The sequence below is a fragment of the Chryseobacterium sp. genome (assembly GCF_041914225.1).
In the GTDB taxonomy this organism is placed as follows: domain Bacteria; phylum Bacteroidota; class Bacteroidia; order Flavobacteriales; family Weeksellaceae; genus Chryseobacterium.
The window spans coordinates 15862-41759 of the sequence record NZ_JAYSDT010000028.1 but is presented as its reverse complement, the minus strand read 5'-3'; the positions used below and the strand labels follow the sequence as shown (position 1 = coordinate 41759).

Genomic DNA, 25898 nt, shown 5'->3' with positions numbered 1-25898 from the left:
TTTAATAATCCTTTGCTTCCAATATTACTGTAGGCATCTTTACTTTTTCCAATTTTTATTAAACTGTCAATGCTCTTTTTCCGCCCGGAATAATCTTGCGGGTAATAGTATATGCTGCTGAAAATAAGTAATATGGAAAAAAATAATTTTGTTCTCACTGTAGTAAGTTTAAAAATTCAATATTTTTTGAAGTCAAATAAAATTTATCCGATATTCAGCATCCAGGTATACATGTTTTCATCAGTGCTTATGTTCAGTTTTTTTCTGATCCGGTATTTTTTACTGACAACAGAATTTATAGTAACATTTTTATAACGGGCTATTTCCTTGGTATCAAATTTCAGCTTGATTAAAGCACAATATTCCAGATCCGAATGGGTAAGCTGGGGATTGATGCTGATAAGTTTCTGGTTGAAAGCCGGAAAGGCTTCAGAAAATCTGAGAAGAAAAGATTTGTCGTCATTTTTGGCCAGCTGAACAAGTTCCCGGAGTACTTCAACCTCTGTTTCAATCCTTGCATTTTCATAGATAATCATTGGTTTAGGATCCTGTTCCGGTAACTTTTCTTCTACAGTTGCTTTGTTTGGTTTTTTACGATGTGTAATATAGAACGTCAAACCCGCCAACACTATGAGTATACCTGCAACAAGATAATAATTGATATTTTCCTTGTCAGGAATAGATTCCTCATTTTCATTAAAGTCTATTGTTCGGTTTAGGAATTCCCGATCAGCCGTAACAATACTATCTGTAATTTTCTTTGCTTTTGTACTGTATGCTGCCTGATTTTTAAAATCTTTAAGTCCTAAATAAGCATCTGCTTTCCCTGAATAAATATCTTTTAGCGTGAGAGTGTATATTTTATATTTCTGATTGATTTCCAGGGCTTTGTTGAAGAAATCCAGTGATTGTGTATAGTTGTGCTTTTTATTTTCTATATTTCCTTTAAGGATATAATAATGGATGAATTCAGATTGATCCTTTTCCTGAGACATTATTTTCTTAAACTCATTCAGGTACATCTCTGATTTTGATAAATCATTTCTCAGATAATACTCTTCTGCCAGATCTGTTGCGAAAAGACTCAGAAAAACCTTTTTATAAGGACTTTTATTACTCATTTTCCTTATTTCCTCATAACCTCTGTATAGATAGACCAAAGCAGAATCCTCTGTACTGCCTGCTGCTCGAATGTTTTTTGCTTTTGTCCTGTCAACAAGCCCTTTTATCAAATAGCTTTCTTTTACAGGTATTTTATTAAGAAGGAGCAAGGAGTTGCTAAGTGCTTTCTGAGATTTTTTAATATATCCCAGTTCAGAATAAACCACAGCTTCCTGTATAAGAAACATAGATAACAAATAATGATTATCATCTTTCTTTGCAAGACTTTTACCTTGCATAATCTTCTCAAAGGCGTCTTTATAATTCTGTTCATTCAGGTAAACTTCTGACATTTTCAGATCAGCCTGTATCATTCCGTTGGTGTAATCAATCTCTTTAGATTGGTAATATATTTCAGTACAGATCCGTAAGACCTCTTTGCTTCCTTTGGTGGCATAAATATCTTTACCCTGAACAGCAACAATCATACTGTCAATACTTTTTTGCTGTTCATTATTGTCCTGTGAATAACAAAAATTATAGAAGACAACCAAAATTATCAGTAAAAATTTAATTTTCACAAATAAAAGTTTTTAAATATTGGATAAAATCCCATGGGTAAACACAATTCATGCAAAAGATTTACCTATTAAAGTTACTTATTTATTATTATATTTTATCGGATTATCATAATATATGACAGCCAGGTTTTATATCTGTATGGATATAAGTAATTGTTTGAACTTTTTATAATGTCCGATAGTGTTTTTTAAACTCCATTGTATCAAGAGAGTGTAAAAGAGTAAGAATATATGTAATTGTATATAAAGGGCTGTAGAACAACTGTTGATTACAACTAATGAAATCCATTTTTATATTTACCAATCCATTTATATAATGTGGTTTTAGGAATTTTGTATTCATCCATCACTTCCTTTTTACTCTTTTTCCCTGAATCAATAAGATCCAGGATGAATGAAATAATTTCCTGGGTGTAGAGTTTTTTTCTAAACTGCGGGAGCGAAGATTGGGCATTGCTGTTATTTACTTTGGCAGGAGGTGCATAAAGGATCAGGTAATTGGAATAGACCCTGAAAAAATCATATTCAAGCAAAATACTGAATCTTAGAATCAGATCGCTTTCTATGGATTTCTGGGATAATATTTTAGTTAATTCTTCATCTGTACATTTTATAAACTTACAGATTCGGTTATTATCTATATTATATTCTTTTATTCTTTGGGTGATGAGGTCACCCATATGGATATTCTTAATATCGTAAATCATCCGTAGTATTAAATTTGTGTTTTTAAAATAAAAAATATTTGAAGCAGATTACAGCATTTTCAAATCGTATGCAAAATTATCAAGATTGCTCAAATACAGGGATTGTCATAGCTGTCGATAACTGTCGAAACTTATCAAATTCTGTTATTTACTGGCTGATTTTACCTTTTTGGGAAAAAATCATCATGAAAATACAAACTTTTAAATCCAATTATTAAACCTGATTTTTACAGAATAAATTAAAATAGCTAGCTGTCATTTACTGTCAAAATCATATAAATTACAATACAATTTTTGACATATTGGCTGTCAAAAAAAGAATATAAAGTCTAAAATTGTATGATTCTTTTCGCAATGCAAATTTATCAATAGAGTGGTTTGGATATGTAGTCCGATTTTGATAAAAGATATAGTCCAATTTGATTTTGAAAAAGTTTAGATTAATCCTTTCAGAATTTCTACACTCCGCTCAAGCTGATCTATGGTGGATGAGGCAAAACCCATACGTATTGCATTCTGATCATATCCTTCATACCGGTGTAAACTGCCATCTGATATGTATAAGCCTTTTGAATAGGCGTATGCTGCCAGTTTTTCAAGATTAATGCTCTTGTCAAACCTTGTCCAGACAGTCATTCCTCCTTCAGGAACCGAAAAATATATTGCTTTGTTAAGCTCGGATTTCAATAAATTACAGAAATGATCCCGTCTGTCCTGATATATACTTAAAGCTTTTCTTGTATATCGCTGCACCGTTCCGTCGTTTATAATATCTGCTATGGCATTGTCAAGGATATGATCTCCCTGCCGGTCCAGCAGTACACGTATATTGGAAAGATGTTTAATGACATTTTCTGAAGCCACCAGATAACCCATACGAAAGGCAGGAGAAAAGCTTTTGCTGAAAGAACCGCAATAGATAACCATTCCGTTTTCATCAGCACTGGCCAGCGGGAGTAAAGGGCGGTGGCTATAGTGAAAGTCAAAATCATAGTCGTCTTCAAAAATAATAAAACCATATTCATTGGCAAGTCTCAACAGTTCAAGCCTTCTGTCAATACGTAGCGATACCGTAGTTGGATAATGATGATGGGGGGTTACATATACCATCCTCACTTTAGTTTTTTTACAGATCTTTTTCAGTTCATCCACACATAACCCATACTCATCTACAGGAATCCCTATATGTTGGGCTTTGGCATGTATAAAATTGTGTTCTGCACGCTGCCATCCCGGAATTCCTGATACTACTACATCACCGGGGTTTATCAATCCTGTACAGACAAGATTAATTCCCATCAGGGTTCCGCGGACGGATAAAATATTTTTCAGAGAAGTTTTTAATCCTCTGGTTTCGTTCAAATGATTGGATAAGGTGGTTTTGTAAAATTCGGAACCATCAGGAAAACTGTAACTCCCGAATTTATCATATAAACCACTTCTGGTCAGCTGGTTTCTGTACGACCTGTAAAGTTCTTTCAAGGGAGCCAGCTTAGGATCCGGATAACCATCATCCAAATGAAGGTCTGAGTTGGGAATAAAGCAAGGATTAGGAAGGTAATGATTTTCATTAAGTTCAAAACCTGCTGTTTTAATTCCTTTATTGCTTACAATGTCCTGAAGTTTTTCAGGGTCGGGTTCCGGAATGTGTGAGGAAACGAATGTTCCGCGTCCTATGAAGCTTTCCAGCCAGCCCTGCATCTGTAGTTCATCGTACGCCTTAGATGCTGTGATCCGATTGATATTGAATAGCTTTGCCATTTCTCTTGACGAAGGTAGTTTTTGTCCTGTTTTTAATTTCCCCTGTCTGATAAGGATTAAAATTCCATCTGATAACTGGAGATATACTGCCCGGCCAGAAGCAGGGTCAATAGTTATATGGTTCAGCAGACTTTTAATAATCGGACTATTCATTTTATTTATATTGGACTACAAATATACTCCAATGTACGGCTAATTTTGCTGCAGTTAAATAATAAAATTTAAAACATAAATAATATGAAATTTAGTATTCAACCTCATTTAGAAACTGAAAAAGTAAATTTATATCCTTTGAGGGAAGAAGATTTTGAAGAAGTATATGTTGCAGCGTCAGATCCTAAAGTATGGGAGCAGCATCCCAGTAAAGACCGATGGAAAAAAGATGTATTTAAAGTGTTTTTTGACGGAGCTATTCAAAGTAAAGGCGCATTCCGGGTGGTTGATAAATTCACAGGAAAGATTGTAGGAAGTACCCGTTTTTATGATTATAATTCCAGTGAAAACAGCATTTTTATAGGATATACTTTTTATTCGGTCGATTGCTGGGGTAAGGGAATAAATCAGGTTGTGAAAGCTGCCATGTTAAACTATATTTTTCAGTATGTTGAAAAGGTGTATTTTCAGATTGGAGCCGATAATGTCCGTTCACAAATAGCAATTGGCAGGATTGGAGCAGAGAAGGTAGGTGAAGAGGAAGTAAGCTATTTTGGAGAAGGCTCTTCATTGAATTATATCTATGAAATATCAAAGGAGAAATGGGGAGTTTATTGTGGTTCTGCAAAAAATTAAAATAGTAAAGGGATAGATTATTAATGTTTTGTAGGACTGAATAATGTAATTTTAATACCTTTAACCTTCAAATCATTAAAATTTTAAATTATTTCATGAAGACGAAATCATTCAGTTTCATTGTAACAATCTTTTTTCTGGCATTAAGTGTAACTGCATTTTCACAGAAAACAGCAGCTTTAAATTCTTTATTAGACAGGAATTCAGAATTTATTTTCCCGCAGACAACCGATAAAATCTCAAAAGCATTGAATGTAAAACCCGTTTTTTATGAAGATGCCAATGAAGAAAAATATGTGAAATGGCCAATGAAGACGGGGCTTGAAATGTATACCAGCCTGGGAAAGGATAATACTGTTAATGAAATGTTTTTCGTTACTTCAGACAACAGGCCTGTAGTAGTAGAAGGGCTTCCTTTTGGTCTTATCATTAATAAAAGCACATTGCAGGATTGTAAAACAAAGTTCAGTAAATACGGTGCGAAGACACAGAAAATGAGGGCAGAAAGTGAATTCCCCGGAGGGTCGAAACTTGTTTTTAAAAAAGGCAAACATTATGCAACATTGCAGTTTGACAGTAAAAACCTGCTAAAATCATTAAGTTTAACAACAGAAGTTATAAATCCGGCAGTGAATTAATCTGAGCGCAAAAAATACTATAAAATCCGTCAAACAATGGCGGATTTTTATTTGTAACGTGAACTTTAAAAGTTTATATCGTCAATCCATGGTTGTTTTTTACCTCAGCCATCACAAAAGTACTGTGGGTACTTCCTATAGAATCTACGGAGCCCAGTTTATTGAATACGAAATCCTGGTAATGCTTCATATCCCTTACCTGCACTTTCAGAAGAAAATCAAAATCCCCTGAAATATTGTAGCATTCGGCAACTTCTTCTATTTCCAGAATTTCTTTTACAAAATCATAACCGACTGATCTGTCATGAATTTTCAGCTTGATCTGACAGAAAACGGTAAATCCACGGTTGAGCTTTTCAGCATCGAGAACTGCAGCATATCTTTTAACGAAGCCTTCCTGTTCAAGCCTTTTTACCCTTTCAAAAACCGGATAAGCAGAGAGGCTTACTTCTTTTGCAAGTTCTTTTACGGTCAGTTTGGCATTTTTCTGGAGCAGCCTGAGCAGCTGTAAATCCTTATCATCGAGTTGTTCCACAGAATATTATTCTTTAAAATTATAAAAACAGTCAAATATACAGGATAATATGCTTTTAATTATTTATAAAGTTTTATTTGCTTAATTATTGTATGTTGGATGAATTTTTATTCTGTATTGTTAATTTTACCCAAAATTAAAAACTTTTACAGAAGGCAATTGTTGAAAGTAAAAGTACAGTTCTTTAGAGATACTTCATCAAACAGAAAAGGTTTTACTTAACGTAGATTAATAGGGAATCGTGTGCAAATCACGAGCTGTCGCGCAACTGTAAGTAACACACCAGAGGTTTCTGTCCTTTGCATATCCACTGCTAAAAGCGGGAAGGATGACGGAAACTGTTACAAGTCAGGAGACCTGCCTTTACTGAATTGACAATGCTTTCGCGGTTTGAAGCTTTGGGTCATACAGATGATATATCAGATAAGTACGTTTTCTCCTGTGGGAAAACTGTAGGGTCTGCTATGCCATTTTCCCCGAAATTTCTATTCGTTAAGCATTGAGAAGCATTTAAAAAGACTTTAAATCAAGTTTTAATATAAAAGTTTAAAAAATGCAAACTCACATTCTGGGCTATCCGCGTATTGGTAGCAAAAGAGAACTCAAAAAAGCCTGCGAGCAGTATTGGTCAGGTAAAATCCTTCCGGAAGAACTTCTGAATACAGGCAGAAATATCTGTAACCAAAACTGGAATATTCAGAAAGAAGCGGGAATAGATCTTATTCCGTGTAATGATTTTTCGTATTATGATCAGGTTCTGGATATGAGCCTTGTGGTGGGAGCAATCCCGTCCCGTTACCATGAAGTGGTCCTTAAAAAGAATAACTCTGAGCTGGATCTTTATTTTGCCATGGCAAGAGGATATCAGAAAGAAGGACTGGATATCACAGCAATGGAAATGACCAAATGGTTCGATACCAATTACCATTATATTGTTCCCGAATTTTATAAAAACCAGCAGTTTAAACTGAGTTCAGGCAAAATTTTCAATGAATTTGCAGGAGCAAAGCAGGCTGGGATCAATGCCAAGCCGGTTATTATCGGACTGGTTTCTTATTTGTTATTGGGAAAGGAAAAAGAAGAAGGATTTGATAAGCTGGATCTGGCCGAAAATCTTCTTTCTGTATACTCAGAGATTTTAACCAAACTTCAGGATCAGGGCGCAGAGTGGATTCAGTTTGATGAACCTTTTTTAGCATTGGATTTAACGGAGAAAGCAAAAGAAACATATCATTCTGTATATGCTGAAATAAGGAAACGTTTCCCAAAACTGAAATTTATTATTGCCACTTATTTTGAAGAATTAAAAGATAATGCATCACTGGCTGTTTCACTTCCTGTGAATGTACTGCACATAGATCTTGTAAGAAATCCTGAACAGCTGGATGATATTCTGGATATTATTCCTGAAAGCCTAAGTCTGTCATTAGGGGTGGTTGACGGAAGAAATATCTGGAAAAATGATTATGAAAAGTCATTGTCTCTGATAAAAAAAGCAGTGAATCAATTAGGCTCTGAAAGAGTTTTGATTGCACCATCGTGCTAACTGCTGCATTCCCCTTGTGATCTTGATTTTGAAACCAATCTTCATCCTGAAATTAAAAACTGGCTGGCTTTTGCCAAACAGAAAGTAGCGGAAGTAGTAACGCTTAAAGAGCTGGTATCAGAAACGGAAAGTGAACAGATTCCTGAAGCATTTGAAGAAAATAAAAAAGCAATTGAAAGCAGAAGAACTTCTTCTCTTATTCATAATGATCAGGTAAAGCAGAGAGCTAATGCTGTAACAGAAAAGGATGCACAAAGAATCAATCCCTTCAGAATCCGTAAAGAACAACAGCAAAAAGTATTACAGCTTCCTTTATTCCCGACAACAACTATCGGGTCGTTTCCGCAGACTGCAGAAGTCAGAAGCTGGAGAGCAAAATTCAAAAAAGGAGAACTGACGGCGGAACAGTATGACGCATTACTAAAAGAAGAAACGCAGCGAACAATCCGCTGGCAGGAAGACATCGGGATTGATGTGCTGGTTCACGGAGAATTTGAGCGTAATGATATGGTAGAGTATTTCGGAGAACAGCTGGAAGGTTTTGTATTTACTAAAAACGGCTGGGTACAGAGTTACGGAAGCCGTTGTGTAAAGCCTCCTGTAATCTTCGGTGACGTTTCCCGCCCAACTCCGATGACGGTTTACTGGTCTCAGTATGCACAATCCCAGACTGAGAAATGGGTAAAAGGAATGCTTACAGGCCCTGTTACGATTTTACAGTGGTCTTTCGTTCGTGATGATCAGCCACGTTCGGAAACCTGCAGGCAGATTGCATTGGCGATCCGTGATGAAGTGGTGGATCTGGAAAAAGCAGGGATCAGAATTATTCAGATTGATGAACCTGCGATAAGAGAAGGCCTTCCGTTAAGAAAAACCGACTGGCAGAATTACCTGAAATGGGCAGTAGAAGCCTTCAGAATTTCAGCAAGCGGAGTAGAGGATGCTACCCAGATCCATACACATATGTGCTATTCGGAGTTCAATGACATCATTGAAAATATTGCTGATATGGATGCAGATGTGATTACGATAGAATGTTCCCGTTCCCAGATGGAGCTTCTGAATGCTTTTGCAGACTTTAAATATCCGAATGAAATTGGCCCCGGGGTATACGATATCCATTCACCAAGGGTTCCGTCAAAAGAAGAAATGACTGAGCTGCTGAGAAAAGCCCAGAATGTAATTCCTGCCGGCCAGCTTTGGGTAAACCCTGACTGCGGGCTTAAAACAAGACATTGGGAAGAAACCGAAAAAGCACTGATAGCAATGGTAGCTGCTGCTAAAGAAGCTTCAGTAGAATATGCACTTTAAAAAACTTTACAATAATTAGATTCAATTATTCAGATCGTGTCATGAAAATCATGACGCGATCTGATATTTTAAGACTTAAAACATGGATAAATGCTATATTCAGTTCACTTTTTTATTCTATTTTGCCTGTAATGAACTTGGAGGGTAACCAAACTGTTTTTTAAAGGCAAAAGAGAAATGGGATAAATTTTCAAACCCCAGATCCAGATAAATATCAGAAACCGATTTTCCTTTTTGGGTTAGCAGAAAATGGGCTTCTTTTAATCTCCGGTGCTGTAACCATTGTCTCGGTGGAATACCGAATATTTTCTGAAAATCTCTTTTAAAGGCAGATAAACTTCTTCCCGTTAAATAGGCAAAACGTTCTATATTGACATTGAAGTGAAAATTTTTATTCATAAAAGATTCAATATCAATTTTATGAGGCTCTGAGAAATCAAATAAAATATCCTTAAGACCGGGATCATAGTTCAGCATCAGAAGTAATGCTTCCTTTTGTTTGAGACGCAGCAGTTCTTCAGATGAAGGTAATTCCTCGTAGGGAAGCAATGAATACATAAAAGAAGTTAATGCCTTCTGATTGGGTTTTATATAGGCGGGTATATTTTCTCTTTTCTCTGCCTGATATCCGTACTCACGGCTGAAATCCCGTAAGATAGCTTCATCAAAATAGATGGTTACAGTTTTGATTTCGCCATCTTTAGGAGGATATTTTGCAAACTTCACCAAACGGTTTTTTCTTGCAGAATAAAGTTCGCCTTCTTTGAATATCGTTTTGGTAATCCCGTCATTCAGCTCCATTTCCCCGGAAAGAACAAGCCCCAGGCTGTGAATCCGCGCAAACTGTTCTCCTTCCCTGAATTCTGTGAAATGACAGGAATAGTTTATTGGAAAAGGAATATTATTTTCACTCATGGCTCGAATGTTATTTCTTGATCTGTTCTTTTTTCAAACTTACAAAACTTTTTAGCATCATCACAGCAGAATGCTCTGGAACATTGTACTGTGATGAATATCATTTTATACAATAACAGCCTTTGGCTCCAGATAAGCTTCCAGTCCGAATACACCATATTCACGTCCTATCCCGCTTTGTTTAAAGCCACCGAAAGGTGCATAAGGATCATGTGAAAAACCGTTGATGCATATTCTACCGGCATCAATCTGTGCGGCTACACGTTCAGCATGCTCCTGATCAGAAGAGCTGATATAAGCTGCCAGACCATAAGTGGTGTTATTGGCAATAGTAATGGCTTCCTCTTCATTGGCATAAGGAATAATGGATAATACAGGTCCGAAGATTTCTTCCTGGGCAATACGCATATCATTACGTACGTTGGTAAAGATGGTTGCCTTTACAAAGTTACCGTCTTCAAGACCTTGCAGCTTACCTTCACCACCTGCCAGCAGAGTTGCGCCTTCTTCCTGTCCCAGACGGATATAACTTTGTACACGTTCAAATTGTCTGACACTTACCATAGGGCCTACAAGAGTATCCTCTTCTTCAGGATTTCCTACCTTTACCTGTTCTGCAGCTTTTTTAGCGAGTTCATTTACCTCATCCAGCCGGTTTTGAGGAACAAGCAGCCGGGTAGGGGCAATACATGCCTGCCCGTTGTTCATATAAGCCCCGAAAACAGCCATAGGAATAGCTTTGTCAAAATCCGCATCTTCAAGGATAATATTGGGAGACTTTCCTCCCAGTTCCAAAGTCACTCTTTTCATGGTGTCTACAGCTCCTTTGGCAATTGCTTTTCCGGTTAAGGTAGATCCGGTGAAGGAGATTTTAGCGATATCAGGATGCTGAGTAATTTCTGCTCCAACAACGTTTCCTAATCCGTTAACGATGTTGAATACCCCTTCAGGTAAACCGGCTTCATGAAAACATTCGGTAAGCATCTGGGTCTGGGCAGCACTCATTTCACTGGGTTTGATAACGGCGGTACATCCGGCAGCAATAGCGGTTGCCAGTTTGTTGCAGATAAAGCTGTTGCTGGCATTCCAGGGTGTGATGATTCCTACTACACCTAGGGATTCAAAACGTATTTTAGAATGTCCGGCTGTTCTTTCAAAATCATAAGATTCTAAAGTCTTGATCGTAGTTGTAAAGGCAGAGATTGCATTCTGAACGCTCATTCTGCAAAACTGTAATGTTCCTCCGTATTCACTGACCATGACAGAAACAAGTTCATCTTCCCGTTTGCTTACCGCTTCATGCAGTTTTTTAAGAAAACCAATGCGTTCTTCTTTTGTTGTTTTTGAAAATGTTTTAAAAGTTTTTTTCGCGGCTGCGATAGCCATTCGGGTGTCTTCCTCATTTCCCAGAATTACTTCGCCTGTTTTTTGATTGGTAACCGGACTTATAAGATCAAATCTTTCTGTTCCTTTCGGCGTAACAAATTCGCCGTTGATGTAAATTTTATTAATCTGATTCATTTTGATGATTTTAATACCACAAAGTTCGTCAGAAACGGGAAAGAAGGGTTTGTTGTAAGGTTCAATTTTTGTTTGTTGTATGGCTCATTTTTTAACCCTAAAACGTGGCGCAAATTTCCTTACCTGAAATTAAATGTAAAAACTCACTGTTCTTCAATAAAATTAACTACTTTTATCATAACCAAGTAAACAACTTGTTTTGAGAACAACTCTTAAACTTATTATCGCTTAGTATCAGTCCCAGTAACCACAGGCTGATCGTTCTTTCGTTTGGGTAATTCTACCCGAACAGGTTTTCATTTCATCATATTATTTATTGCAATGCCTGTAAAAGCAGTTGTGTCTGTATTTTGTCTGTAACAATGACGAAATATACAGCAAAACGACCTTAAATAAGTTCCGGGTAAAATCAGATGTATCTCAACTTTACTGCAGTGTGTGAATAATATGGAAAAAATCCTACAAAGAATATTAAGCACAACTATAAGTAATGAGTACCACACATATATGGGAGGTAAAAGCGAAAAATACTCCCTTACTAAAAAAGAAATGCAATCATTGTAACAGCTACAGATTTCAATGCAGCGATAAATTCAGACTGAATGCTCAAAAAAAGAATATTGATATATGGTTAATTTACCGGTGTGTACAATGTAATAACACCTACAATATAACTGTATTTTCAAGAATCAGGACAGAAGCTATCAGTAAAGATCTGTTTGATAAATTGTCAGAAAATAATTTGGAAACGGCTTGGGCATATGCATTTTCACAGGAAACAATAAGGAAAAATAATGCGGAAACAGATCCGGAAAGTGTAGAATATGAAATTATCCATGATGATCTTTCTGTTGAAGACCTTACGAATATGAAAAATGAAATGATTTCGTTTCAAATAGAATATCCTTTTGATTTTAATGTAAGGGTTTCAACAGTTATAAGAAAATGTTTAGGTCTTTCATCTTCCCAATTGAATCAACTGCTCGATATTAATGCGGTTTATTGTAATGAAAAACTCCTGCAGAAGAAGTCTAAAATTAAAAATGGTGATGTTGTTCAAATCAACAGACAAGAACTCATCAACCTTCATCTCATCGGGAAAGAGAATTATTCTCAATAACCACAGATGTTAAATAATTATAGAAAAGTCTCTTGAATATTGGTCAGGAGGCTTTTTATTTTGAACGTAAAAGATTAATCTGTTTCTGTAAAGTCTGCTTTTTCGGCTTTGATTTTGTCAGACGGATGGCTTCCTGATAATGATGAATAGCTTTATTGGTATTGAGCTCCGCATATAAATACCCCAGCAATCCATGATAATATTCGCTGGTGATGAGGCTAAGTTTTTCCGCTTCAATGACAGCCTTCTGATTTCCATAGACTTTTGAAAAAGCAAAAGTCCGGTTTAAAGCGGTAACAGGCGAGTATTCAATAACAACAAGCTGGTTGTAGAGGTTTAAAATCTGCTGCCATTTATCTTCAGCTGATGAAGTATACCAATAGGCGATACCAGCCTCCAGATGGTATTTTGAAACAGAAGAGTTATTGGTCTGGCAGGCCTCTACCAGGTAATAGTTTCCTTTTTCTATTAAAGCTTTATCCCATAATGTTTCGTCCTGTTCATCAAAAAGAATGGCTTCACCTTTATCATTAATCCTGGCATTGAGCCTTGAGCTTTGAAAACACATCAGGGCCAGCAATGCGTTGGCTTTGGGAGTATTGGTGAATGGATGGTCAGTGAGAATCAAAGTAAGCCTCATAGCTTCCAGACAGAGGTCTTTACGAATTAAAAGATTATGGCTTCTTGAAAAATACCCTTCGTTAAACAATAGATATAAAGTAGTTAATACCGTTTCCAGACGCTGATGAATATCCTGCTCACTTAAAGAATCTATTGTAAAATGATGTGTTCTGAGTGCTTCCCGGCCTCGCTGCAGGCGTTTTTTTATGGTTTCCGTTTTGGATAGAAAAGCATTGGCAATTTCTTCTATACTGAAGCCACAAAGAATCTGAAGGGCCAGACATATCTGAGTTTCCTGGGAATTGACAGGATTGCAGGCAGCAAAAATCATCTCCAACTGGCTGTCTGAAATATTTTTGGTATCAAAATCGATTGTCTGGTAGTTGTTTTCGGCGGTTTTTACTTCTTCCTGTTTGTTTTTTTCAATAACGGAAAGGTGTTTGAAATAATCCTTTGCTTTATTCTTTGCCACGGTGTAAAGCCAAGCTGAAGGATTATCGGGAAGTCCGTTCAGCGCCCAATATTCTGAAGCTTTCAGAAATGTTTCACTGGCAATATCTTCGGCAATTTCGATATGTCTGATATCAAAGCTTCTGCAAAGTACTGCAACGATCTTGCTGTACTCAGTCCTGAATAAATGCGGCGTTATTTCATTCGGATTTACCATGATTCATGAAAAGACTATATCAAAGGTAAGTATATTTGTTCCGGGAAACTCAAAAGCGCAAAGAAAATGAAATGAATCGATAATCCTGCGCTTTTGAGTTTGCAAAATCATGCTACAGTTTGCTGATCTCTCTTATTTCTACACTGCCACCCAATAGCAGGACGGGACATTCCTTGCATAAAGCGGTAGCTTCTTCAACAGATTCAGCATTGATCAGTGTATAGCCCAGAATTGATTCTTTAATCTCAGCATACGGTCCGTCAGAAATTAATCCGTCTGACTTCAGAACCTGTCCGGTGCTTTCCAGGCGGTTGCCCCGGTCTGCCAGTTTATTCTGAGCAGCAATTCCGGCGATCCAGTTCATCCATTTCTGGGTATTGGCCTGCATTTGTTCCGGTGATGTCTTAGGCATAGACTTGTAGTCTGCACGGAAGACTAATAAGAATTCTTTCATTGTATTCAATTTTTTGATTCACCTTAATGACGACTGGTATAATCCTATGGGGACAATTTTATTATAAAATGCGAAAATTAATGCAAATCCATGGTTGTTCTGAAAACATTTACTGCATTTCCGGTAATACTGACGGTATCAGGCTTACTATCTTTGATATTGACACTTACTTTTACTTTACCAACCCTGTTGATGGCTTCACCCTGTTTTCCGGTAAATTCAAAGGTGTCATCAGAAGTCTCAATGATTTTGTTTTGAATAAGATAGCCTCCAAGTGGTCCGTTCGCATTTCCTGTAACAGGATCTTCAGTAATCCCGATGGCAGGTGCAAACATTCTTCCGTTGGTTAATATCTCTTTTTCATTGGTATCGAAAGTAAATACAAAATATCCGTTACAGCCAATTTCCTTACTAAGTTTTGCCAAAGCGGTAAGATCAGGAGCCAGATGACTTAAAATCATATTGCTTTTAATACCGATCATTACTTTTGAATGGCCTGTAGAAGCAATTTGTACCGGACATTTTTCATCAAGATCATCCATTGTCAGTCCCAGCGCCAGTACAATTTTTTGAGTCATTGCAGGGTCAAAAGCAGGACTTAGCTCAAATTTCCCCTGTGTCATGGTAATAAGATAATCATTGTCTTTCCTTTCAATATAAACCGGTAATATGCCGATTTGTGTATGGATTCTGACGGTACAGGAATCCAGATGATCTTCCTGAGCTTTTGCATAGAGGGCTGCAATTGTGGCATGCCCGCAGGAAGGCACCTCTGTAGTGGGAGTAAAATACCGGATGTGATAATCATAATCTTCTCCGGGATGAGGAGGTTTAAAAACAAATGCGGTTTCAGAATTATTTAGTTCCCTGGCAATGAGCTGCATTTCTTCAGACGTCATATGCTCAGCATTTAACACAACTCCAGCCGGATTTCCTTTGAACTTTTCTTTGGTAAAAGAATCGATTTGATAAACAATAACTTCTTGCATAGCGGATGATTAGGTTTACTGTAAAAATACGGAATCAAATTGGGTATCCGGTAGCTGTTTTATTGTTATTTTGGGTAAATTCTTTGAACCCTTTCAAAAAAAGAAGACCACAATTTACCATGTAAATTGTGGTCTTCCTCAACTAAGAACTATTTAACTATGATTCTGTCTTCAGATAGCCATAATGTAAAGCGGTTTCTTTTCCGAATAAGCTTGAGAAAATATTCTGAAACTCATGGATGTATTTACACTTGATGGCGTTTCCGTATATTTTCAACCCTTCCATTATTTTTCTGGAGCTCAGGTCGATATCATATTTTATAAATGCTTCCGGTCTTTCATAGCGTATACTCTGATCCGAACTGTCTGTCCGTGAAAATCCCAGCTTTTCAAGCCATTCTTCAGTTATTCTGATAGGCTTGATGGAAGCGGCCGGGACCGAAATACTCTGAATATCATTTTCAATTTTAACAAAATAAGCCTGGTCGACATTCTGAAAGATCTCAGTGATCGTATAAATCTGATTTTTGTACTCGACTAAGTTCTTGATTTTTAGATCTGCTACGTTCATAATATTTTGATTTTTAGGTGGTGATATGGTCCTTGATAAACAGCAAATAGTATGCCCGGCATTGCATTGCCAGCCGTTGTTTTAAGCAAGATTAGGTTAAATTTTTACTATAAAAAATTAATAATGTGTTAAAATAGTACACCAGTACACGAATTATAGCATTTTCACGAAAAATAAAGTGTGGTATATGTGTGGTATCAGCTTTTCGCTTTTTCCCTTGGATTCACATTAGCTGTGTTCAAAAGGAGGGCAATAATAACAGACAGAATAAGGACACTTATGAAAATATTCCAGGAATAAGCATGAAGAATATAACCGGTACCGCTTCCCAGAATGCTTGAACCAAAATAATAGAAAAGCCAGTAAATAGAAGTTGCTGAAGATTTCCCACGCTTGGCGTACAAAGCTGTCATCTGGCTGGCCATAGTGTGTGCCGCAAAGAAGGAGAGGGTAAAAAGACCAAGCCCGAAGATAAGAATGTAAATATTTTCCGATAACAGCAATGCAGCTCCGGTCAGCATAAAGAGGATAGAGCCCTTAAGGATGTCGTTCATTGGAAATCTTCTGGAAAGACGCCCCACAATCATAGTTCCGAAGACCCCGAAAATATACATCAGAAAAATAAAAGCAATAATAAAGTGGCTTAATGAAAATGGTTTCGCTTCCAGCCTGAATGTAAGATAATTATAAACGCTTACAAAAACTCCCATCAGCAATGCAGCAGTACAGTATAAACGGAGCATGTAAGGGTTGGTGAGGAAAAATTTCATCTGTTTTACCTTAAGGTGATAATCCGTTTTCTGAGGATTGAAAAACCTTGATTCCGGGAACAGTTTCCAGAATACAGCACCCAGAATGAGGCTTTCTATTCCAATAAGCAGCACAGCATTACGCCATCCGAATTCACCGGCAAATAAAGTGGCCAGTATTCTTCCGCTCATTCCTCCGATCGTATTGCCGCTGAGATACATACTGATGGCAGCAGGCACAGCAAGAGCATTCACTTCCTCTGTAAGATAGGCCAAAGCTACCGCAGAAACTCCTGAAACAACAAAACCTTTTAATACTCCGATAGCAATCAGAAGGCTTAAAGCAGGAATCCAGGTAGAAATAATGGTAAGCATGGCAGATGAAATCAGTGAAAAGACCATCAGGCTTTTTCTCGAATAGCTGTCAGCTTTGAAGGCAAAAAATAATAATCCCAATGCCATGCCTATTGTAGAGGAGGAGACAAGCAGGGAAGTATCACCTACGGATACCCCAAACTGTTCTGCCGCCATAGGCAGCATGGGCTGAAAGAGATACAGCTGTGCAAAAACCGAAAGTCCTGAAAAGAAAATACAAAGTTTTATGTATCGGAGGCGCCGGCTTCCCTGAAGAGCTTTTTCAGATGAATTCATGAGTGTTTGCAATTACAATGCAGTGGATTAAACAGAAAATCAAGTCCAGTAAATTTCCTGATTATTTTCCGGATTTAAAAATTATTGTCTCAATGATTTTTATTGGTGAAACAAATCAGTGTACCTGTAAATTGCTGATATATTCAGATGGAGTAACGTTTTCCATCTGTTTGAATACCCTGTTGAAAGTAGATTGATTGGAAAATCCTGCCTCAGTGTAAATGTACATCAGAGTAACCTTTTCAATATCATTTTCATGAAGAAGTTTTTTTACGCATTCAATCCTGTGCATATTCAGATAATTGTTGAAATTGGGGTACCCCTTTGCACGTATTGATTTTGATATATAACTGCTGTTGATATCTATTACTGTAGAAAGCTTTGAAATATTGAAATTTACATCTTTATACAGTTGTTTTTCCTGCATTACAGATTCGATTTTTTCAAACAGCTCATCTGCAAAAGGAATTTTTTCTGCCACCGGAGCGGATTGAGTTTCCGGAGCATGAGCCTTGCTTTCAATTTCGTGGTAAATTTCAACCCGTTTTATTTTATCTTTAAAATAGAGCAGAAGCGATATAACAGCGACATTGGAAATCATAAGGATCGTATCTGTAATTCTTACATCATCCTGACTGTGCAGAGGGAAGTCAAAGCTGAAGTTTTTTGATATAAGATATCCTGCTGCAATATTCAGTACAACAAAGAGACTGTAAATGAAGACATATTTCCTTGAAAAGAAAACATAGGCTGCCAGCGGAATAGGAATAAGCCAGACAAAACTTGCTATGGAATTATTCCAGAACACAAGCATGATGTAAAAATAGTAAAGAGTGGCAATAATAATGTAAGAATGCACCATAACATTTACAGAGTAAGTCTTGCGTACAATCAGATAAGTATACACCAGCAAAAAAAGTCCTCCGTAAAGATACCAGGCCATGACCTGATCCGGAATGATAAAGGTAAATATCAAACCAAAGACGGCAAGAATAACAGACATCAGAATGTTGTAATAATAGATCAGCTGTCTTTTGTACTGTTCAATTTGTATGTCTTTTGTGGCGGTCATTTGTGGCAAGAGATAATTTTTTAAATCATTCAATATAATTTATTGCAGTCATTTTTCAGAAAATAACTGGCTTAATTGTTTGATTTTTAGTGTATTGTGTTTTATTGAGCCGTTTCCGGTTTTTCATTGATTATTCAGAAAATTGATTGGTCAATGCAGATAACTTTGCACCAGCTAGCTCCTTAAAGGCTGATTGATGGTATGTCAATTGACCTGCACGATTTATTTCTTTTTAATAAATCAATAATCTTTAAACAAATATACTAAAATGAAGAAAATAAAATTAACTCTTTCCGGCATTATGATATGCTTTTCACTGGCTGCCTATTCCCAGGTTGGTATTAATACAGATTCTCCAAAAGTAACATTGCAGGTAGAGGGTAAACCCGATACTGCAACAGTTCCCGATGGAGTAATGGCGCCAAGGTTAACCGGGGATCAGCTGAGAGCCAAAGATAATGTCTATCTGGCTGCACAAACCGGAACATTGATTTATGTGACTCAGCCTGTAACCGTGCCTTCTGCAAAAACAGCAAAAGTAGACAAGGCCGGTTATTATATGTTTAACGGAACAACATGGAAATTTGCATTTGGAGGGGTGGATGATGATATTACAATCGGAGATTTAATTTACTATCATGGAAGCATACCTGCCGGGGTTTCCGGAGTCAACACGCTGGCCAGCACATATCTTTCAGATCTTCCTGTTCTGGGTGGTTTTTTAAGGCTTGATGCACAATTTGACAGCAGTTCAGCAGGAACAGGAGCTTCTACAACTTTCAACCCAAGGCTTTATAATGTAGGAACATCAGATGTGAAGATCTGGGTCTCAGAAATGTCTACTCATACCGGAGACTCGGACAACGGAAATATTAAATTATCACCAGGTGCCTACAGACAGTTTGATGATGGGGTTTACCTGACGCAGACCCATAATGAGACCGTAACATTTGATATCACCATACAGGAGCCGGAGCCAAGATGGTACAGAGTATATTATGCATTCCGTGTTGATAACAGGTCCAGCACAGGAAGCAGTAATGCAACCACAACGGACTCCAATACTTCCGATAATACAAGAGAACTGTACCTTTCTGTACAGAGACTGTATTAAAGCTGTTACATGATTCTAAAAATACAATGATATATAAAACTAAACAAATCAACAGGTTATCTGTTTTCTAATGAGATTTGTGTTTTTTCTGGGGGCTGGAATATAATAAGGGTTCCGCCCCCTTTTTTAATGCATCATTTCATATACCTTGATCAGTTCTGCAATATTGGTGACATCAAGCTTTTGAAAAATTCTTTTTTTATAAGTACTTACAGTAGACATCTGAATATTTAGTCTGTTGGCAATTTCAAGGTTTCCGTTTCCGTCTGCAAGAAGTTTGAAGATTTCATATTCTCTGGATGACAGCTTTTCTACAGGATTATTTCTTTTGTTTTGAATAATCAGGCCGATCAGCTCTGCAGGATAGAAATACCCTTTTTCAATTACTGTTTTCACTGCATTTTTAATTTCTTCTTCACTGCTTTGTTTGTTCAGGTATCCTTCAGCACCTTCTCTGATATACTGAATTGCAACATCTTTGTCATATCCTGAAAATATGAGGATCTTAAGGTCGTTCTGTATGTTTTTAAGCTCCGGAACCATTTTTTTATATTGGGTTCCCGGCATGTCAATATCCAGAATGAGAAGATCATACCTTTGATTTTCCAACTTCTTTTTCACTTGGTCATAGTTTTCCGCAAAATCTATTTTCAGTCCCGGATATGCAGTTTCAAGGACCAGAGAGGTTCCGGCTCTTACTACATAATGATCATCAGCGATTAAAATTTTTTCATTCATAGAGGTTAGTTTTTATTGAGTGTTATTTCCACAATCGTTCCCTGAGGTTGGTTTTGTCTGAAGCTTATTTCAGCATTGATCTTTTTTACCAGATGAATCACCATATGCAGCCCCAGTCCTTTTCCTTTGAAGCTGGGAGTTTCCAGTTTTGGATTTCTGAACAGGTTCATATAAATGTCAATCTGTTCTGCTGACATTCCTGTTCCGGTATCAGTAATTGTTATTATGGATTTTTGCTGGCTTCCAGTAATAGCCATGGTTATATTACCCTCGAAGGTGTTTTTCACAGCATTATCAAGGATGTTATGAATAATGGCTGTTAAAATGCTTTCATTGACCCTGGAATAAACCTTCTGTTCAGAAAGATTGGTTATTGTTGTTCCTTTTTCTTTTGCGATTTCACAGAACAGCCTGTTCTTGATTTCCAGGATTCTGTTGATAGGATATTCCTTTTCCTCAAAGATGTTCTCGGCTTTATAAAGCTCGGTATACTCTTTTAAATTCAGGGTAAACTGATACAGCTGCTCTGAGGATTTATAAATACTGTCAAAATACTTCTTCTGAAGTTCCACATCATCAGACTCATGAAGCTTTTGCGAAAGCATGGCAATAAACCTGATAGGAGTTGTAATATCATGGCTGATGGTTTCTACCAGTTTCTTCTGGTATTCCGTTTCTTTCTGCAGATTGCTTTTTACCAGCTCAAGGTGAAGGGATGTTTCTTTCAGCTCAGAGTTTTTATTATGTACAATCTGTTTCAGAGCCTTATTTTTTATCCTTAGGAAATTAGTTGTTAGCTGAACAATAATTATAATGATGATCAGAATTATGATAGAAACTGACACTCTGAAAGTCAGTGTCTGATAAAAAAGAGGCTGGATTTTGAAACGTACTGTCCTTACTTCATATTGCCCGTCCGGAGAAACCAGTACCCGCACACTCAGGGTATAATCTCCCGGAGAAAGATTGCTGATCGTGTATTTTAGCTCCGTTCCTGTTGTAACCTTTTCCCATTCAGTATTCTCTTTTCCTGATATTCTGGCTTCAATATAAAGGTTTCCTGGATTGGAAAAATAAGGAATATCAATAAAGACCTCTGCTGTTTTGTAATCATTCTTTAAATCAAATACCTGATGGAAATACTTAGGTTCAGAATTTCCGATTTTTACCCTTTCAATATAAATTTTGTTTCTGTCCGGATAATAAGTCCGGATGCTGTCCGGATTGAAAAACAAAAAGCCATCCATCGATGGGAATACAAAATCCCCGTTTTCAAGAGCATATGCGTTAGGTTCTGAACTTCCATTAAATTCATTCGTCAGAAAGCCGTCTTTTTTGGTGAATCGGTAATAGAAAACCGGAGTGTTTTTGTTGTCTGCATAGCGCAGCAATTGTTTTTTAGGAACCTTAAACATACCGTTATTAGAAGAAATCCAGTAATATCCTTTCTGATCTTCAAGAATATAATGTGCAGACTTCAGGTAATCATTGATGTCATTCGGCATTTTGATAAGCCTGTGGTTCCTGAAAAGATAAAATCCGCTTTTACTTGTAGTAATCCATATCAAATTATCCTTTGTCCTGATAATACTTTTAACATGGATGTTTTTCATTATAGGAGTTATCCTGTTGCTTCCCAGCATTACAGAATACAGACCATCACTGTTTCCGGTCAGAATTTCATTTTCACTGTACTGATAAAAAGTATTGATGAAACTTTTAAAGTTAAAAGTATAATCCGGCTGTGTAAATATATCTTTCCTGTAAAGATGGAGCTGGGTTCCTGAAGGATGGGTAAAGGCTGTTCCGTACAGATTTCCGCTTTTCATAAAAGACAGAAGTCCTTTTCTGCAAAGAGCAGAATCCTTCTTTTTATATCCTGAATTTTTATAAAACCTCATAATGCTGTTTCTCTTTCTGATCAGAATATCTCCGGAATTGTCATACATCATCAGGTAATTGTCATTGTACCCGAAAAGATGCTTGTTTACAATACCGTTTCTCCCGAATTCTGTACCGTCTTCACTAATGATAGTATTCTTACTGAAGGGAAGAGAGGTATAATAAACATTATTGGAAAAATCAGCTTCTTTTTTTGAAATATAAAAATTGGAAAGCTTAACTATATTCAGCCCGTTATTGAGCGTTCCAAGATATAACTTATTGAAATCCTTATCGTAGAACATAGCACAGTAAGGATGGTTTCCGATTTCCTCATACTTTACAAGGAATCTCAGACGAAGATCACTGGCAGTACCTTCTACGATATAAATATTATTGTGGTTGATAATGAAAGTCTGATTCGTGATCTGCTGCCAGTAAACTTTGGTATCCGGATGATTAAAAAGTGTAGGTTGGGAAGAAACGGAAAGATGACCTTTGTAGATAGAATAGGTTTTTCTTTTTTTCAGATCATTAATAAAAAGGGTGTCATTGAAAACAAAAGTATTGTTCAGATCTTTGTTGGTAAAGGGAAGTCCGATTTTTGTTTCTTTTTTTCCTTCCTTATAGATAATGGCATTTTCTGTAAAATGGTAAACAGAATTCTTAAGCCGGATAAAATACTGTACATCATTATAGAAATCCGATGTAATGATGTTGTTTGCAATACGGTGTATAATGCTGCCTCCTCTGGAGTAGATTATTTTATCATCTTTGGTAATGCTTGCAAGCTTCGGGAACCTGTTTTTAATGATGATCTTATTCTCCTGAAAATTATTAAGAACCGTTATACTGTCAAGAAGCGGATCACCGATAAATTCACCGAAATGCAGGTTATTTACCCTGAAATTATTAAAAGTAATAAATGAACTTCCGTCATAGCGTACCAGTCCGTTTTCTGTGGAGATCCAGATAAAGCCATATTTATCCTTGACGATGGCCTTTGCACTGCTTTGCGGAAGCCCATTGTCTATGTTGTACCACGAAGAAGTGTGGCGCTGTCCGGAAATGTTTAAATATATGCAAGCAAAAATAAATGCCCAGATTCTCATATATGTGCAAGACTTATCTTTATCTGCTGCTAATGCAATAGATGGTTAATAATAGTATTCGTATAAGTCAAAGTCTTTTTAAAGGGCAGGAACGATTGAGAATAAATTTTTATCATTGAAGTTTTCTGGTCTTTTGTGTTTTATATTTTTTGATCGTGTAAAAATAGTGAAATTATGGAGATAAATCAGCATCCTATCTCCTGTTTTCTGTAAGTTATATGGTGGTTTGCCGTTAGCATGGTATTCAAAATTTCCCGAAAAATTATTATATTTCAACAATAAGTGATAAATTTATGACAGTTTCATTTTAAAATCCTTTAGTAAATCATAGTGATGTACCGGGTTTTGGATTTATTTTAGAATTTTATAAATGACAAATATTGATGTGTCTGTATATTTTTTACAGATTTATTAATAACGGCTTAAGTTTTTTTTAATTGTTATTTGTAGTAATAATTTGACAAAAATCTGAGGTTAATTCTACATGATATCTTTGCCAGGGCTCATGGATATTCATATTTTTGCAAAATATTCTCATAACGACTAAAGAAGCTTTATTGTCACAATAATGATTCTAAGAACACAAACGGTTTTTATCTCAAAAACACAAGAGGCTGTAATAACATCAACAGCCTCTTTTTGTTGTCACCTGCCACCTGTCTTTATAAAAACAAAAAACCTCCCGGAAATGTTGGGAGGTGAATAAAATTGACTGTATATTGAAGTATAATTCAATCACTATTGATGAGTTTCAAGCCACTGCAGCCTGCGTTGATCCGGAAGATGCTTTACTTTAAAGTGTTCAAAAGTTGCATTGAATCCTTGTCCGTCAGGACATGCCGCCATTAATCCGACCATTACAGGAGTATTATCCTGAAGAGGAGCGTTACGCATCATGATATAGTTCTTGTCATCAAAAGAATAAAAAATCTCAACAGCATCTAATCTTCTTACTGCTTTGATCCATACTGCGGGAGGTGTTTTCTCCAGTGTAATGACGCTCCAGTCACTTTTATTGTGGGTTACTACCGTGCTCAGGTTATATTTTCCATCTACAAACTCCACTCCGGCTTTGATATAATGCTCTTTATCTGTTCTCAGCATAAGGCCCATCTGATCAAATCTGGCCTTATAGCTTCCGGTTATTTTTACTTTTGCCTCAAATTCGCCGCCATAAGTTGTATAATAAAAAGGAGCATCATCTACAGTAAATCCGTAATGTGAAACCCTCCAATAGTCGCTTTGAGGAGTTACAAACATTGAAAGACTGTTGTTTTTTATTTCCCATTTTTCAGGTTCATTAAACCATGTCATTTTCTCCAGGGTCTGGGCGGAAAACTTTTGAGTCAGGAATAAGGTGCAAAAACCTAAAATCAATTTCTTCATTCTCTTTGAAATAAGTTCTAAACGTAATTATTATTTTAGCAAAAGTATTATTAAACCACATTTTCGTCAATACTGATAAATAACCATTATGGAAATCCGTGAACAGCTTAGCGATAAATTACTTGATAACTCTTCAAAAAAATGCCTGCTTGATATAGAAACTTATAAGCAGAGGGCTTTGGCATATTCTCAGATGGAAGGTGCAATAGGTGTATTGAGCGATATGCAGGAGAATAAAAGTTATATTTATAAGTCTGAAGCAGCAACAGAACTTGGGCTTCGTACAGATGAAAATCCTGCAGAAATTGAAACCATCTGGGAAGAAGAAATGCTGAAGAAGATACATCCGGATGACCGTCTGAAAAAATATATCCACGAACTCCGTTTTTTCAAATTACTTGATGCGATGGAGATGAAGGAACGTACAGCATACAGCGTACTTTCAAAAATCAGGATGAAAGATAAAAATGAAAAGTACAGATGGGTAAAGCACCGTATGTTTTATATTTATTCACCTCACAACGAAAGGTTGAGGCTGGCATTATGCCTTTATAATATTGCTCTGACTCCTTCTAATGCTCCTGATTTTATGATAGTGAATATGATAAAAGGAGAAGTGGTTGTAAAAGATAAACTTGATTATAAAAGCATTCTGAGCCCGAGAGAGCTGGAGGTTCTGAAGTTTGTTGGCGAAGGATATGCCAGTAAGGAGATTGCAGATATGTTGTCTATAAGTTTCAACACCGTAAGCCGCCATCGTCAGAATATTCTGGAAAAGTTGAAGGTGAAGAATTCTACACAGGCTTTTAAAGATAGTTTTTATTAAATGTTGACTTTAAATATCCGAAAAGTTCACCGTGCTGTTTTGTCTGTAATGTTTAATTTTATAATTTGAATACAGATTAAGAAGAATCCGAATGATGAAAAGAAGTGAAGAGATCACCCGTCAGTATTTTAACTTTTTAGACAAGCATATCCGGGATGTCATTTCCGGGACCGTTCCGGAATTTATGGAATTAAACGAAATTGCCGGAGCGCTTGCTGTATCTCACAAACATCTTACCGATACTGTTAAAAAGGAAACCGGACAGCATCCTTGTTTTTTTTATGATGAAAAAATAATTGAGCAGGCCAAAAATACGCTTATTACTTCCAATAAATCTGTAGCGGAAATTGCCCGCATTTTTACTTATGACCCTTCCAATTTTTCCAAGTTTTTCAAAAAAATGACCGGACAGACTCCTGGAGAATTCAGGGAATCCAATAAATCTTAATCCGTTTGTTTTATTTCTTTACAATTGCTTTAACAGGTAATTTACGGCAATTCCTATCTCTAGGTAGGGATTTAATCATGCTGTAATGATGTTT

The 25898-nt window shown here is 36.7% G+C and carries 21 protein-coding genes, 1 pseudogene and 1 riboswitch; of the genes and pseudogenes, 7 read left to right on the top strand and 15 right to left on the bottom strand.

The annotated features are described in order from the left end of the window. Window positions 1-203 precede the first annotated feature (203 nt). The 3 genes from ACE3RB_RS13225 to ACE3RB_RS13215 all read right to left on the bottom strand — a co-directional run bounded on the left by ACE3RB_RS13225 (window position 204) and on the right by ACE3RB_RS13215 (window position 4303). The gene (locus tag ACE3RB_RS13225; protein ID WP_374464634.1) at window positions 204-1682 is read right to left on the bottom strand and encodes a hypothetical protein; all 1479 of its coding nucleotides are present in this window, start codon (window positions 1680-1682) and stop codon (window positions 204-206) included. A 275-nt stretch (window positions 1683-1957) separates the two neighbouring features. Further along, a complete protein-coding gene (locus tag ACE3RB_RS13220; protein ID WP_374464633.1) occupies window positions 1958-2389 on the bottom strand; it encodes a transposase in 432 nt (143 codons plus the stop codon). Window positions 2390-2824: 435 nt separating this feature from the next. Further along, window positions 2825-4303, bottom strand: a complete 1479-nt coding sequence (locus ACE3RB_RS13215; protein WP_374464632.1) for a PLP-dependent aminotransferase family protein — start codon at window positions 4301-4303, stop codon at window positions 2825-2827. A gap of 84 nt (window positions 4304-4387) precedes the next feature. Between ACE3RB_RS13215 and ACE3RB_RS13210 the strand changes: the two genes are divergently transcribed. Together ACE3RB_RS13210 and ACE3RB_RS13205 are read left to right on the top strand one after the other, a co-directional pair. After that, on the top strand, window positions 4388-4939 hold the full coding sequence (locus tag ACE3RB_RS13210) for a GNAT family N-acetyltransferase (RefSeq protein ID WP_374464631.1): 552 nt from the start codon (window positions 4388-4390) through the stop codon (window positions 4937-4939). Between the two features lie 95 nt (window positions 4940-5034). After that, window positions 5035-5577: a hypothetical protein gene (locus tag ACE3RB_RS13205; protein ID WP_374464630.1), complete on the top strand. Its 543-nt coding sequence runs from the start codon at window positions 5035-5037 to the stop codon at window positions 5575-5577. A 73-nt stretch (window positions 5578-5650) separates the two neighbouring features. Here the strand turns inward: ACE3RB_RS13205 and ACE3RB_RS13200 are convergent, their stop codons facing one another. Then, on the bottom strand, window positions 5651-6112 hold the full coding sequence (locus ACE3RB_RS13200) for an Lrp/AsnC family transcriptional regulator (protein ID WP_374464629.1): 462 nt from the start codon (window positions 6110-6112) through the stop codon (window positions 5651-5653). A 192-nt stretch (window positions 6113-6304) separates the two neighbouring features. Continuing rightward, window positions 6305-6492, top strand: a riboswitch (cobalamin riboswitch). 173 nt (window positions 6493-6665) lie between these two features. Here ACE3RB_RS13200 and metE point away from each other — a divergent pair. Beyond that, window positions 6666-8969, top strand: a pseudogene (gene metE / locus ACE3RB_RS13195) (5-methyltetrahydropteroyltriglutamate--homocysteine S-methyltransferase). Between the two features lie 117 nt (window positions 8970-9086). Here metE and ACE3RB_RS13190 read toward each other — a convergent pair. Beyond that, window positions 9087-9884, bottom strand: a complete 798-nt coding sequence (locus ACE3RB_RS13190) for a helix-turn-helix domain-containing protein (RefSeq protein WP_374464628.1) — start codon at window positions 9882-9884, stop codon at window positions 9087-9089. Between the two features lie 105 nt (window positions 9885-9989). After that, window positions 9990-11405, bottom strand: coding sequence for an aldehyde dehydrogenase family protein (locus ACE3RB_RS13185; RefSeq protein WP_374464627.1), 1416 nt, complete (start codon window positions 11403-11405; stop codon window positions 9990-9992). A 490-nt stretch (window positions 11406-11895) separates the two neighbouring features. On the opposite strand from ACE3RB_RS13185, the gene ACE3RB_RS13180 reads away from it, so the two are divergent. Next, window positions 11896-12525: a DUF1062 domain-containing protein gene (locus tag ACE3RB_RS13180; RefSeq protein ID WP_374464626.1), complete on the top strand. Its 630-nt coding sequence runs from the start codon at window positions 11896-11898 to the stop codon at window positions 12523-12525. A gap of 55 nt (window positions 12526-12580) precedes the next feature. Here the strand turns inward: ACE3RB_RS13180 and ACE3RB_RS13175 are convergent, their stop codons facing one another. From ACE3RB_RS13175 to ACE3RB_RS13150, 6 genes are all read right to left on the bottom strand, one after another. Further along, complete coding sequence (locus tag ACE3RB_RS13175) at window positions 12581-13813, bottom strand: RNA polymerase sigma factor (RefSeq protein WP_374464625.1); 1233 nt, start codon at window positions 13811-13813, stop codon at window positions 12581-12583. 112 nt (window positions 13814-13925) lie between these two features. Continuing rightward, window positions 13926-14267 (bottom strand): YciI family protein, encoded by a 342-nt coding sequence (locus ACE3RB_RS13170; RefSeq protein WP_374464624.1) that lies wholly within the window; start codon window positions 14265-14267, stop codon window positions 13926-13928. A 77-nt stretch (window positions 14268-14344) separates the two neighbouring features. Further along, entirely contained in the window at window positions 14345-15256 is a 912-nt protein-coding gene (locus ACE3RB_RS13165; protein ID WP_374464623.1) for a PhzF family isomerase, read from the bottom strand. A 157-nt stretch (window positions 15257-15413) separates the two neighbouring features. After that, window positions 15414-15827, bottom strand: a complete 414-nt coding sequence (locus ACE3RB_RS13160) for a hypothetical protein (protein WP_002980051.1) — start codon at window positions 15825-15827, stop codon at window positions 15414-15416. Between the two features lie 197 nt (window positions 15828-16024). Beyond that, entirely contained in the window at window positions 16025-17227 is a 1203-nt protein-coding gene (locus ACE3RB_RS13155) for an MFS transporter (RefSeq protein ID WP_374464622.1), read from the bottom strand. Between the two features lie 115 nt (window positions 17228-17342). Next, the gene (locus ACE3RB_RS13150; protein ID WP_374464649.1) at window positions 17343-18299 is read right to left on the bottom strand and encodes a helix-turn-helix domain-containing protein; all 957 of its coding nucleotides are present in this window, start codon (window positions 18297-18299) and stop codon (window positions 17343-17345) included. Window positions 18300-18567: 268 nt separating this feature from the next. Between ACE3RB_RS13150 and ACE3RB_RS13145 the strand changes: the two genes are divergently transcribed. After that, window positions 18568-19413, top strand: coding sequence for a hypothetical protein (locus ACE3RB_RS13145; protein ID WP_374464621.1), 846 nt, complete (start codon window positions 18568-18570; stop codon window positions 19411-19413). Window positions 19414-19539: 126 nt separating this feature from the next. On the opposite strand, the gene ACE3RB_RS13140 is transcribed toward ACE3RB_RS13145, so the two are convergent. The 3 genes from ACE3RB_RS13140 to ACE3RB_RS13130 form a co-directional block, all read right to left on the bottom strand. After that, entirely contained in the window at window positions 19540-20151 is a 612-nt protein-coding gene (locus ACE3RB_RS13140) for a response regulator (RefSeq protein WP_374464620.1), read from the bottom strand. A gap of 5 nt (window positions 20152-20156) precedes the next feature. Further along, window positions 20157-23144 carry an ATP-binding protein gene (locus ACE3RB_RS13135; protein WP_374464619.1) on the bottom strand — a complete coding sequence of 996 codons (2988 nt, stop codon included), beginning with the start codon at window positions 23142-23144 and terminating at the stop codon, window positions 20157-20159. A gap of 738 nt (window positions 23145-23882) precedes the next feature. Further along, window positions 23883-24530 carry a DUF1349 domain-containing protein gene (locus ACE3RB_RS13130; protein WP_374464618.1) on the bottom strand — a complete coding sequence of 216 codons (648 nt, stop codon included), beginning with the start codon at window positions 24528-24530 and terminating at the stop codon, window positions 23883-23885. An 88-nt stretch (window positions 24531-24618) separates the two neighbouring features. Between ACE3RB_RS13130 and ACE3RB_RS13125 the strand changes: the two genes are divergently transcribed. Together ACE3RB_RS13125 and ACE3RB_RS13120 are read left to right on the top strand one after the other, a co-directional pair. Next, on the top strand, window positions 24619-25356 hold the full coding sequence (locus ACE3RB_RS13125; protein WP_374464617.1) for a LuxR C-terminal-related transcriptional regulator: 738 nt from the start codon (window positions 24619-24621) through the stop codon (window positions 25354-25356). 91 nt (window positions 25357-25447) lie between these two features. Then, complete coding sequence (locus ACE3RB_RS13120; RefSeq protein ID WP_374464616.1) at window positions 25448-25804, top strand: helix-turn-helix domain-containing protein; 357 nt, start codon at window positions 25448-25450, stop codon at window positions 25802-25804. Window positions 25805-25898 lie beyond the last annotated feature (94 nt).